This is a genomic window from Chitinophaga sp. (assembly GCF_036569125.1).
Lineage (GTDB): Bacteria > Bacteroidota > Bacteroidia > Chitinophagales > Chitinophagaceae > Chitinophaga.
Genome location: NZ_DATCRF010000637.1, coordinates 1 through 12,062, shown reverse-complemented (window position 1 = coordinate 12,062; position 12,062 = coordinate 1). Strand labels below are relative to the sequence as shown.

General features: G+C 47.6%; 13 protein-coding genes. 5 read left to right on the top strand and 8 right to left on the bottom strand.

Going from position 1 to position 12,062, the window contains the following annotated elements:
* Together VIM87_RS23875 and VIM87_RS23870 are read right to left on the bottom strand one after the other, a co-directional pair.
* Nucleotides 1-899: sensor histidine kinase (locus VIM87_RS23875; protein WP_331999442.1), on the bottom strand; the 899-nt coding region annotated here is incomplete at its 3' end.
* A 1-nt stretch (nt 900) separates the two neighbouring features.
* On the bottom strand, nt 901-1,557 hold the full coding sequence (locus VIM87_RS23870) for a hypothetical protein (protein WP_331999441.1): 657 nt from the start codon (nt 1,555-1,557) through the stop codon (nt 901-903).
* Nucleotides 1,558-1,686: 129 nt separating this feature from the next.
* On the opposite strand from VIM87_RS23870, the gene VIM87_RS23865 reads away from it, so the two are divergent.
* Nucleotides 1,687-2,268, top strand: coding sequence for a pentapeptide repeat-containing protein (locus VIM87_RS23865; protein ID WP_331999440.1), 582 nt, complete (start codon nt 1,687-1,689; stop codon nt 2,266-2,268).
* A gap of 6 nt (nt 2,269-2,274) precedes the next feature.
* Here VIM87_RS23865 and VIM87_RS23860 read toward each other — a convergent pair whose 3' ends face one another.
* The 3 genes from VIM87_RS23860 to VIM87_RS23850 are packed head-to-tail and all read right to left on the bottom strand — an operon-like array spanning nt 2,275 to nt 5,898.
* Entirely contained in the window at nt 2,275-3,306 is a 1,032-nt protein-coding gene (locus VIM87_RS23860) for a hypothetical protein (protein ID WP_331999439.1), read from the bottom strand.
* Between the two features lie 2 nt (nt 3,307-3,308).
* Entirely contained in the window at nt 3,309-4,157 is an 849-nt protein-coding gene (locus VIM87_RS23855) for a class I SAM-dependent methyltransferase (protein WP_331999438.1), read from the bottom strand.
* Between the two features lie 7 nt (nt 4,158-4,164).
* Nucleotides 4,165-5,898 carry an FAD-binding protein gene (locus VIM87_RS23850; RefSeq protein ID WP_331999437.1) on the bottom strand — a complete coding sequence of 578 codons (1,734 nt, stop codon included), beginning with the start codon at nt 5,896-5,898 and terminating at the stop codon, nt 4,165-4,167.
* Nucleotides 5,899-6,091: 193 nt separating this feature from the next.
* Here VIM87_RS23850 and VIM87_RS23845 point away from each other — a divergent pair, with 193 nt between their 5' ends.
* A complete protein-coding gene (locus tag VIM87_RS23845; protein WP_331999436.1) occupies nt 6,092-7,642 on the top strand; it encodes a carboxylesterase/lipase family protein in 1,551 nt (516 codons plus the stop codon).
* A gap of 10 nt (nt 7,643-7,652) precedes the next feature.
* A complete protein-coding gene (locus VIM87_RS23840) occupies nt 7,653-8,051 on the top strand; it encodes a GNAT family N-acetyltransferase (protein WP_331999435.1) in 399 nt (132 codons plus the stop codon).
* Nucleotides 8,052-8,065: 14 nt separating this feature from the next.
* Here VIM87_RS23840 and VIM87_RS23835 read toward each other — a convergent pair whose 3' ends face one another.
* On the bottom strand, nt 8,066-8,467 hold the full coding sequence (locus tag VIM87_RS23835; protein WP_331999434.1) for a helix-turn-helix domain-containing protein: 402 nt from the start codon (nt 8,465-8,467) through the stop codon (nt 8,066-8,068).
* Nucleotides 8,468-8,542: 75 nt separating this feature from the next.
* Between VIM87_RS23835 and VIM87_RS23830 the strand changes: the two genes are divergently transcribed.
* Both VIM87_RS23830 and VIM87_RS23825 read left to right on the top strand, forming a co-directional pair.
* On the top strand, nt 8,543-9,436 hold the full coding sequence (locus tag VIM87_RS23830) for an NAD(P)H-binding protein (protein ID WP_331999433.1): 894 nt from the start codon (nt 8,543-8,545) through the stop codon (nt 9,434-9,436).
* A gap of 47 nt (nt 9,437-9,483) precedes the next feature.
* Complete coding sequence (locus tag VIM87_RS23825) at nt 9,484-10,335, top strand: NAD(P)-dependent oxidoreductase (protein WP_331999432.1); 852 nt, start codon at nt 9,484-9,486, stop codon at nt 10,333-10,335.
* Nucleotides 10,336-10,378: 43 nt separating this feature from the next.
* On the opposite strand, the gene VIM87_RS23820 is transcribed toward VIM87_RS23825, so the two are convergent.
* Nucleotides 10,379-10,969, bottom strand: a complete 591-nt coding sequence (locus VIM87_RS23820) for a dihydrofolate reductase family protein (protein WP_331999431.1) — start codon at nt 10,967-10,969, stop codon at nt 10,379-10,381.
* Between the two features lie 121 nt (nt 10,970-11,090).
* On the bottom strand, nt 11,091-12,062 hold a 972-nt coding region (locus tag VIM87_RS23815; protein ID WP_331999430.1), incomplete at its 5' end, for an NAD(P)-dependent oxidoreductase.

Sequence of the window (12,062 nt, the reverse complement as noted above, 5' to 3'; positions counted from 1 at the left end):
CCGGGTGTATCCGGGAATGCCGGGCCGGGATCCGCTACCGTAATGATCAGCTGTTGTCCTTCCAATACTATTTTTACCTCAATACAGCCACTGGCAGCGCTGGGCTCTATGCCATGCTTTACTGCATTTTCTACCAGCGGCTGCAGTATAAAGGAGGGCAGCTGCAAATGCCGCACTTCCGGTGCTGCCTGTATGGTGTAAGTCATGCGGTCTTCGTAGCGTATTTGCTGCAGGTGCAGATAAGTGCTGATGATATCCAGCTCGTCATTGATGGAATGAAAGGTAGCGCTGCTTTTGTCCAGCGTGAACCGGAAGAATTTTGATAAAAGCAGCACCAGCTCCTCCGCTTTCACCGGGTCTTTGGAGATGAGCCCCGCAATGGTATTATGCACATTGTACAAAAAATGCGGATTGATCTTGGCCCGCAAAAGCTCCAGCTCAAAGGCCGTTTGCTGCTGCTCCAGCTGTAAAACCCGGTATTGCTGGTTTAAGATCCGCGTATTTAAAACATGCTTCCACTCCTCACTTACATAAACGGGGATCCCGATCACCAGCACCACCAATATATTCAATATATAAATGCTGCCGCCGCTAAACCACTGGTATGGCTGATCTGCCAACAGGTACGATTGCAGGAAGAACGTGATCTCAGAACCCAGCAATGCTGCCAGCACCAGCAGGCCGATCATAATAATCACCTTCACAGCCTGGTAACCGCTTATGTTGGTAAAGTAATGCCTGAAATAAATAGTCAGCATCATGAGCGACCCGATACAAACATTGGAGAGCAACGTCATGATGATGCGTGCCGGCCTGTGATCATAATTAAAATACAGGAAGCAGCCAAAAGCCAGCCCGGTCAGGATGCAGATCAGTAAAGTTTTTATAGCCGGGTGCATTTTAATTTGATTGATGGAGAATGGGGTTGCCTGGTTTATTGCCAACCCTGATAAAGATAACAATAATGCACATCAAACCCAGTACAGAAGGCAGGAACTGGCTGTAAGGCTTATGATCCGGGAAAACAGTTCCGGTAAAAGCTGATGCCAGGCCGCTTAATGCGCTGACCATTTTATAAATATGCTCATAGATAACCGCTTTTTTAAGGAGGCTAACCGGCATAAGCGCTTTAGAAAGATCGTAAATGGTAATTAAGAATAACGCCCCAAGAGTGGAGTAAATAACAACCGGCGACCAATACAACCCCAGGCTATGAATGTAATACAGGTAATAAACAGCTGCTGCCATTACCGTTACCGGCGCCCAGTAGTCGATGCCTCCCGGTTTTTTACCACCCAGCTGCATGGCCCTGATGCCGCTGAAACAGTTATACCCGCTGAGTAAGGTAAGCACCAGCAGAAAGGTATTCCGCTTAAAAGCAAATACGCCCATCAGCCCTGTTAAGATCACAATCCCCATCATCCATGTAAACACCTTCCCGGACAAAAGATGGGTTTTGCTGCCCTTTTTAACAGACAGGGCCACCAGACCCGTAAGCAGGGCACCAGAACCTGCAATTACATGGATGGCAATATTAATAACATGTAAAGTACCCATGAGCAAATAGTTTTTAATATTGCAAATCAACGCCCGGCGCCTTACATAAGAAATGAAATTCCGACGAACAGGGATATTTTCGGATAGAACGGGCAGGATGATTATCTTTAAGGACAAGCAGCTGCCATCATGGAACTACCTGTAATAGTTGATATAACATACGATAAGGTTAACTTTTCCGAAACCGCTTTGGAGGTGGGTGAATATGAGAATTGCATCTTTGTGAACTGCGATCTTTCCAATACTAACCTGGCCGAAATAAAATTCCTGGATTGCACATTCACCGGTTGTAACCTGAGTTTGGCTAAATTAAAAAACACTGCTTTCCGGGATATTACTTTTAAGGATTGTAAAATGCTGGGGCTCCGGTTTGATGAGTGTAATAAATTCGGGCTGGCGTTTAGTGTTGATAATTGTACGCTGAACCACGTTTCGTTCTTTGAGCTTAAGCTCAAAAAAATAATCTTTAAGAACTCGCAGCTGCAGGAAGCTGATTTTACCGGCTGCGACCTCACAAGCGCTGTTTTCGATAACTGCGATCTTACCAGGGCTACCTTTGATAACACCCTGCTGGAAAAAACAGATCTCCGCACGGCCTATAACTATTCAATTGACCCGGAAATGAACCGGCTGAAAAAGACCCGCTTTTCCTTATCCGGCATTGCAGGCCTGCTGGATAAATACGATATTGATATTGACCTCAATGCCTAGGATCGCTCAGAAATCAAACACATGCTCTACTTTCACACCCGCTTTACTCAGCTCCAGCAGCACCCCGCTTAATGCACCTACCGGCGTAGCAATAGCCACCCGTTTCATACTTGGGTATGAAGTAATGGGCTGTATAAACACCGTTTGTGTATTGGCAAAATCTGTTTTATGATCAGCCGGCACCCATACGGTTAACAGGATGGCGGAGTTATTACCCGCAATTTCCTTAAAGCTATGTCCCTGCTGCGCCAGCTCCAGGGCGGCGGCGGCAAACTTGTCGTAGCGGGGCAGGTAATGCAGGCTGTCATCATCCAGCACCACGGCGGTATTCAGCAATGCCACTTCATACACCTGTTTGGTGCCAATGCCGATCAATTTTCCGTATACAAATTTTACCGCAAGCTCAGTGGTCAGCATATACCTGCGCTCCCACTTGCGGAAAAAATGAGGGCCGGAAAGGGAGGTGTTTTTCCAAAGTTCTTTTAAGCGGCTTTTAAAATCAAACTGGTACCAGGGCAGGTCTTTAATAAAAGCAACATAGTCCTGTGTATATTTTGCATTAAACTGGTCTTCAGCTGTAACGGGCTGCCCGGTATCCGTTAACCGGCCTACAATAGTTTCATACCACGATTTTGCGGTGTATTCCACCGTAGTGCTTACGCCAATTACCCAGATCATAAAATGGTATCCCCAGTTGGTGGGGAAATTTCCTTTGATCTGTTTATTTACAATGCGGTAGCTTTTCCATATTTGGGAAGTATGCCGCATATACGGGAATGTAGTAGCTGTATGCTGCTTAAAATAATTAGCCTGCTCCTCCGGGCTAAACACCAGGAACCATTCCGGGAAGGTCAGGAAGGTTTGATCTGCCGGCCTTACATCCTTGGCAGGCGTTAGGGGATTCTTGTTGGCCACCAGCCATTCCTTTGGGATCACCAAACCTTTGCCGGCCGCTATGGTTGACGGCTGCCGCTTAAAAAAGAAAATGCTCATAGATAAACACAGGGAACAAAAAGTGAGAATGTACAACCGTTTCATACTTACAGCTTGATGAATGATACCAGCGTATTATCCGAAGGATCTTTATCCTGCAGTATCCGCGCACCCTGGTCTTTGAAACCGTAGGAGGAAATGATCCTGCTCCACTCGTCAATTGATTTAAATGATTTGTATTCACCGTGATCTGTTTCCCAGCTTACCTTTAGCCCCAGGTTAAAAACCGTATGCACCAGCGATACAAAAGTGGCCATGGCCGGTGTTTTTACATCATGATCACGGATAATGAACAATCCCCCTTTTCTTAATACCCTGTGAATGGATTGCATGAAACCGGCTAACAGCTCATCAGGGCAGTGATGCAGCCCTATGTGGCAGGTTACCAGGTCCAGGCTTTCATCGGGAATGTCAGCTGCCTTAATAGGAGAATAGTCGAGCGGAATGAATGTACCCAGCTTACGAAGCTGCCCGCGCTCGAAAATATCGCCCGGCGCATTGCTGGGCGCAATATCATTGGTTAAATAAATGTTGCCGCTAAGCGTAATATGCTTGCGCAGCTCACTGATATAGCGGCCCGTAGAGCCGATCTCCAGGTAACCATTAATTTTCCTGCGTTCACCCAGCAGCTGTAATACCTGCCGGGCCATTTCTTTCTTCTGCTTTTTCAGCGCAGGTAATGCAAACGTAAATTCGGAAAGGAAAGGTTTTATACCCGGCAGCTTTTGCTGCACGGTTTTATAAATTTCTTCGTCGGTAGCTTTTTCCTTTGTGGTGGCAGCTATCAGGTGGTGGAACTTATCTTCCGGGTATAAATGAAAGATCACCTGGAGGAAGCGGTAAAAATCATCGCTCCATTTAGTGTCAGAAAATACGGCTTTGAACTCAGATTGCATATACAGGTTATTTATAGTAAGTGTCCCAGATCACGTTGCGGAATTTACCCGTTGGATCCAGCTCTTTTTTTAGTGTAAATAATTCTTTGGCTCTTGGGTAGGCGCGGTGAAATTGTTCGCTGGTAGCATGCGGCTGATAGGGCAGGTAATAAGCCCCGTCCAGGGAAAGTGCGGCATCTATCAGCTCCCTTGTCCATACGGCTACGCGGCCTTTTTCCGCATCGTCTGTATTTTGTTTGTAATACACTACAAAGGCAAACACTTCTTCCCGGGCCCAGGCCAGCAATGAGCCGCTATCTGCCTTTGCATGGCGGATAGATACATTGATAACATTCACATTATGCCGGATAAAGATCTCCGACATCAATGCCAGGAACGCATCAAACTTTTGCACCGGTACAAAATATTCCTGCAGCACATAGGTGCTTTGTTTCCGGGAAGCAGGTTCCAGCTCCATCACATCATATCCCGCTTCATAGTTGCGGTAATGCACTTTTTTGAATTTGTATAACAGCGGGTCAATGATGAACTCGCGGCGCCATTTCCCAAAATGGTTTTTGCTGAAAGCGCCCATAAAATAGCGTTCCAGCGGGTAAGCAGCTGCCAGCGGCATCAGTCTGGTTTTTTCCGTAGGCTTTTCATCGGTCCGTACCCAGCTTACGGCGCGTACATTTTTATAGAACGGCGGATAAATATCACCGTTATGAAAGATCACATCTTTATTCTCCCGCACATTTTCAAAGAAGTACGGCTTGTAGGCATTCCCTTTCATTTTCACCTGCTGCCGTTTAACGGCGATGTTGTCTTCCAGGTCCAGCGTTACATTTACAATAATGGCAATGGCATTGTAGCAGCCCACACAGGCATAAAAAATATCAGATCTTTCTGTGGGCGATACCTGTATTATTTCACCGGTAGCCAGCAGCACATCCAGTGCACGTACCGACAGGATCAACGGTCCCAGGCCAATATAACGTCCATGGCAGTTTACGCTGAGCGCCCCGCCCACAGTGAAGTTGGCATAGGTTTGCATGATCTTGATGCTTAACCCATGCGGATCAATATAATGCTGTATATCGCACCAGCGGGCGCCTGCCTGCACGGTGATGGTTTTTTGTTCTGCAGAAAATGCAAGCACCTTATTCAGCGCGCGCATATCGATATGAACACTTTGCGGGCTGGCAGTTTGCCCGCCCATGCTGAAACGCCCGCCGCCTACCGAAAGAGGCTTGCCGGTGGTACGCACTGTCTGCTGCAGCTCCTCCACCGTTTGTGGTACTACTACCTGCGCTACCAGCACAGGATTCAGCTGTGTAACATCGTTGATCAGCCTTTCTTCCGTTTTCAAATGCGGTATCAGGGCGCCGGCATCATTTTTATAATAATCCGCAGCAGCGCCGGGCACGGCGCCAAAACGGTTCGGGTATACATTACCTTTCCGGAAGCCGAGTAACCACACCAGCCATACCGGCCCTGCCACAGGTACTAACAGGAAGGCCAGCCACCAGGCGCTTTTATTGGTATCATGCAGCCGTTTAGCGGCTGTAGCAAACAAGGCCCAGAATAATAATGGATAAATAACAAAAGTGGCGGCAGGGGTGAAAGCCGCGTTCAGCATGTTATACAACACGTAAAAGGTGCTCCATATAAATAAAGATGCCACCCAGTAAGTAAGGCGGTTGATCCTTCCACGGGTTGTAAAAAGCAAATAGCTGACAGGCAATTTGTCTTTGAATGTCATGGTGTTGTACTCATACTTGTAGAGGTCCCGTACAAATATATTATATTTATAATAATATTAAGTGCTGTTTTAAAACCCTTGCTGTTTCATTCCGCCGTTACCGATTCCCGCTCTTTCTCATTATCTTTAATAAGGAAGCCAGGTGCACGATAGGATCACCTCAAAATATTCACGTATTGAAAAGTTACCCGTTATGAAGATCTATACCCGGACCGCTTATTTCTTTGCCTTATTGCTTGTCCTGACTGTTTGTGCATTTACAACCGATGCCGCATTTGATAAGATCAAAGTAGAAGGTGGTTACATATCAGGCACAGTTAATACCACCGGCGACATTCATATTTTTAAAGGCATTCCCTTTGCAGCCAAACCCATAGGTGCATTACGCTGGAAAGCGCCGCAGCCCGTAGCTTCCTGGAAAGGGGTAAAAGCCTGTGACCGCTTTGGTCCCAGCCCCATGCAAAATAAACCGGTACCTTTTAGCATGTGGTCTGCCGAATTTCTGATACCGGAAACACCCATCAGTGAGGACTGTTTGTACCTGAATGTATGGACCGGCGCAAAGGATGCTAAAGAAAAACGCCCGGTGCTGGTATGGATCTATGGCGGCGGTTTTGTGAGCGGTGGCAGCGGAGTGCCGATCTATGATGGTGAGGCCATGGCAAAAAAGGGAATTGTGTTTGTAAGCATTAATTACCGCGTGGGCATTTTCGGATTTTTAGCGCATCCTGCATTAAGCAAAGAAGCAACGTATCATGCCTCCGGCAATTACGGCCTGCTTGACCAGGTAGCAGCGCTGAAATGGGTACGGAAAAATATTGCAAAGTTTGGCGGAGATCCTGGTAATGTAACCATTGCAGGGCAGTCTGCCGGTTCCATGAGTGTGAATTGCCTGGTAGCATCGCCACTGGCAAAAGGCTTATTTCAAAAGGCCATTGCAGAAAGTGGCGGCAGCTTTACCAATGGAAATGCGACCTTGCAAAGAGGCGAAGAAGATGGTGAAAAGGTGATGAAACAGTTTCATGTATCCACCATCAATGAGCTGCGGGCCTTGCCTGCAGAAGAGCTGCTGAAAAAAGCGGAGGGCTTCCGTGGCCCTGTTATTGACGGGTATGTATTGCCGGATGCCATCATAAACATATTTGCGCAGCGCAAAGAAAATAAAGTAAGCCTGCTTACAGGTTGGAATGAGGATGAAGGATTGTTATTCAGCCCCGTGAAAAATGCAGCAGATTTTAAGCAGCTGGCTGCCGGCTGGTACGGTGATGATGCGCAAACATTCCTGCAGTTCTATCCTGCGACAAATGATTCAGTAGCGGCGCTTTCACAGCTAAAGCTTTCCCGTGACCAGATCTTTGGCGTGCAGAATTATACCTGGGCCAACATGCAAAGCAGTCATGGAAGTAAAGTGTATGTATACCGCTTTACCCGCAAACCGCCAGCTACCGGCGGGTATGTGAAGTACGGCGCTTTTCATACAGCAGAAGTGCCCTATGCTTATGGCAATTTGCAATTTGTACAACGCCCCTGGGAACCGGCAGACCAGGAGCTGGCAAAGGTAATGTGTGCTTACTGGGCTAATTTTGCCAACACCGGAAATCCAAATGGCAGCGGATTGCCGGTATGGGAGGCCTATAATGTGAACGATAAGAAAATAATGATATTGGGTGAAAAGCAGGAAACTAAGCCTATGACCGATCACGCGGCGCTGGATTTCCTGTACAACAGATCAGGAGAAAAATAAGAACCTATATATGGAATTAGCATACAGGTATGATGTAATACCCACCGCGGAGCAGGTAATTGAGCTTTATGGAAATGCAGGTTTGCCGCGCCCCATACATGACCAGGAAAGGATTGCATTAATGTACGAAAGCTCAAACCTAATAGTTACTGCATGGGACAATGATAAGCTGGTAGGCGTAGCCCGTTGTATTACAGATTGGGTATGGAGCACTTACCTGGCCGACCTGGCAATAAGATCAGACTACCAGAAACAAGGTATTGGAAAAAAGCTGGTGGACCTGGTACAGGAAAAAGTAGGCGAGCAAACGATGATCCTGTTACTATCGGTGCCTACTGCTATGGAATACTATCCTAAAATAGGCTTCACGAAAGAAGACCGGGGCTTTATGATCCCGCGTAAAAATTAATACGCTCAATTTATTCAGTTCATTCCCGGGAAGCTTTTCAGGTTCCTGCGGAATGTTTTTGCATTTTCTTTACTATCCTGCACGGCCCATACTGCCATTTCATACAACACCGGCTTTAAGGCCAGCCCTGATTTTGTAAGGCTGTAGGTAACATGGGGAGGCACTACCGGCATGGCTTTGCGGGTTAGCAGCTGATCTGCTTCCAGCTGTTTCAGATGCTGGATGAGCACTTTTTCTGTAATGGAGGGAATGGCTTTCCGCAGGTCGCTGTAGCGTTTACTGCCGGATAAGAGCTGGAATAAAATAATGGGTTTCCAGTATCCGCCTATCTTTTCCATTACATAGGTAACCGGGCATTCCTCAAATGCGCTCTTCTTATTTTCCTGGATGGTGGAGCTTTCTTTTACCTTGGTCATAGCTACATACTTTAGGGTAAGTACTTGTACAAAAGTAAGTACAAATTTAGTTTTGCTGTAGTAAAATTTAAAGCTATGAACATTACTATTACAGGATCGCTGGGCAATATAGGCCGCCGCCTTACAGAAACATTAACTGCAAAAGGACACCAGGTAAAGGTGGTAAGTCATGATCCGGGGAAAGCGGCCGCCATTGAGGCGTTAAATGCCACCCCGGTTATTGGCTCTATAGAAGATGCTGATCTTTTATTGCGCGCATTTGAAAAGGCAGATGCCGTATTTACCATGATACCGCCTGATTATACTTCCAAAGATCTCCGGGCTTATATGAAAGCAGCCGGTGAAAGATATGCCAATGCCATTGCGGAAACCGGCGTGCAGCATGTGGTGAACCTGAGCAGCATTGGCGCGCATATGCCTGATGGTCCCGGGCCTGCCGGAGCCAATCATTATGTGGAAGCTAAGCTGAATGATCTAAAAGATACGCATGTGTTACACCTGCGGCCCGGTATGTTCTATACCAACTTCTTTGGCGCAATGGGCATGATAAAACATCAGCACATTATCGGCAATAATTTTGATGCTACGGTAAATATGGTATTGTCGCACCCGGCAGATATTGCAGCTGTTGCTGCGGAGGCATTGGATACCCTGAATTTTACGGGTAAGCAGGTACGCTATATAGCCGGTGATGAAAAGAACGGAGGCCAGATAGCCGCCGCATTGGGAGCGGCCATCGGTAAGCCAAACCTGCAATGGGTGGGTTTTTCTGACGAGGAGATGTTACAGGGTATGCTGCAGAACGGTTTGTCGGAGGAAATGGCCAGGGTATACATTCTTGAAATAGGTGCTGCTTTGCGCAGCGACATTTTATTGGATGATTACCGCAAACACCAGGGCACTGCTTTTGGAAAAGTACAGCTGGCAGATTTTGCACATGAGTTTGCAGGAGTGTATAAAAACGTGTAGGCATATACAATGCACATTTGCTATCTTTATTTCAAATCACGGAAACAATGGTAGCATTCTTAGGCATGGGCCTGTTAGGGGCCAATTTTGTAAGAGCAATGATCAGAAAAGGCGTACAGGTGCAGGTTTGGAACAGAACGGCATCTAAAGCCACTGCGCTGGAAGCAGACGGCGCCAAAGCATTTGCGGAGGCAGCTGATGCTGTACGCGGTGCAGATGTGATCCATATTGTTGTTAAAGATGATGCCGCTGTAAACGAAGTGCTGGCCAATGCCAGCGCAGGGTTTAAACCAGGCGCCATCATTATTGATCACACTACCACTTCTGCAGAAGGCGCTATACAAAGAACTAAAGACTGGAAGGCACGCGGCTTTACTTACCTGCATGCGCCGGTATTTATGGGCCCGCAAAATGCGCTGGAAAGCACCGGTTATATGCTGGTATCCGGCGACCAGGAAGTAATTAAAAAGCTGGAGCCGGCTTTGTCACAAATGACCGGTAAGGTCATCAACTTTGGCCCGGAAGAAGGCCGGGCCGCCGGTATGAAGCTCATTGGCAATCTATTCCTGGTAAGCTTTACCGCAGGTATTGCAGATACGCTTTCACTGGCTAAAGCATTGAACATACCGCTGGGCGATATCTCTACCTTGTTTGATTCCTGGAACCCCGCAGCTATGCTGCCTGCGCGGCTGAAAAGAGTATCAAGCGGCAAGTATGATCAGCCTTCCTGGGAATTGAACATGGCCCGGAAAGATACCGGCTTGTTTATGGAAGCAGCTGCAAAAGGTGGTACTAACTTAGCCGTAATACCGGCCATTGCCAAAGAAATGGACCGCTGGATTGAAAAAGGGCATGGAAATGACGACTGGACGGTGATCGGCAAGGATGCCGTTTCCTGAAAATATGAAGAAAGCCGTATCTACATCAGATACGGCTTTTTCTTTAGGAAGGTTTACCATATTTTAAAAGTACCATGCCGCTGTTATAGCCGGTAGCAGCAATTAAAGAAAAAGGCAGCGGCCCTGTTAAGCTGCTGAAAACAGATAAGCCCTGTCCAATAGCCACGGGATTAACCACCAGGTGCAGCTCATCTACCAGTCCGGATCTTAAGAGCGCGCCGGCAAAGGCAGCACCGCCATAAGCAATAATATGCTTACCCTTTGCCTGTTTCAGCTTATTAACTTCTTCTTTAAGATCGCCTTTGGCAAGCACTGTATTTTCCCATTCAGATTTCTGCAGCGTTTTGGTGAATACCACTTTTTGCGCCTGGCTGATATAACCCGCAAACCGCGCCTGTGGATTGCCGGTTTGTTTTGCCATGCCGGCCCAATGGTGAATGAAACCTTCTTTTGCCATTTTACGGCTAAGCAATATACAATCAACAGATGCGCTGAGATCTGTATGGTATTGCTGCAGATCTGCATCCCAGCTCCACTCAGGGGCCCAGTTCCATAACATCCAGCTGGCGCCGCCGTCCTTACCGGCCATGTAGCCATCTACGGATGTTTGTACTTGCAGTATTAGCTTTCTCATGATCCTGAATTTGTTTAATAACACAAATGTAGGCTGCCTGCAGCTGCCCCATGGCGGGTGAACAGGACATTAACAGGGGCCTTTGTGACCACTGCCTGGCTTATCATGATAAAAAGAGTGTTTAATGCTGCACGGGGTAAGGCCCTTCAGAAAAAGCTTCCGCATGATACCCTTTAGCGCCGATCAGCTTAGCCATAGGGCTTCGCAGATCGTTCGTTGTTTTTAACTGGTTCACCAGGTAATGGAAATCATACTTTGGCTGCCAGCCCAGCTCCGTACGCGCTTTTTCATTTACATATACCCGGTCCAGGCTGGGATGCATGCGCCAGCCGTATTGCTGATATAAGGCGGCATATTCCGGCACATACTTTTCCACCACCTGCGGCGCATGATCGCGCAGCGCCTGCAAATCACCGGGCTGGAAGGGCGTGGTAGCGCTGATAATATATTTGCTGAAGCCAATCTCCTTTGCACGTGGCGCTGCTGCAATGTGCGCGCTCACTGCATCTTCAATATCCACCCGGCGAAAAAGGTATTCATTTGTTTTCAGGTTGGCATCAGCATAAGCATCGCGCATGCCCTTGTGATCATCTTCTTCCGGGAAAAAGCGGGAAGTGCGCAGCACAAGGCAGGGCAGCTTATGGTTGCGGTAAAACAGCTGGCAAAGATCTTCTGCGGCAGCCTTGGTAACGCCATAAATATTTTTAGGGACCGGTGTAACCGTTTCCGTTATCCAGGCCGCCGGCTCGCCTGCCGGTGGCACCAGCGCATCGCCAAAAACACTGGTGGTGCTGGTGAACAGGAAACTTTCCACCCCCGCGGCAACGGATTCCTGTAAGAGGTTGAGCGTGCCTGTAATGTTGGTATCAATGAACTGCTGCAGGCTATGGGTGCCTACATGTGGCTTATGCAGGGTAGCGGTATGGAAAACAGTTTGTACGCCCTGCATACAGCTTTTTACGAAATCACGATCTACAATAGAACCCGTATGCGTGGTAAAAGGAGAGGCCAGTATGTCCAGGCTAATCACTTCATACTGCATATCCCGCAGGGTGCGCACCAGCGCTTCGCCCAGGTGACCGGCGCTTCCGGT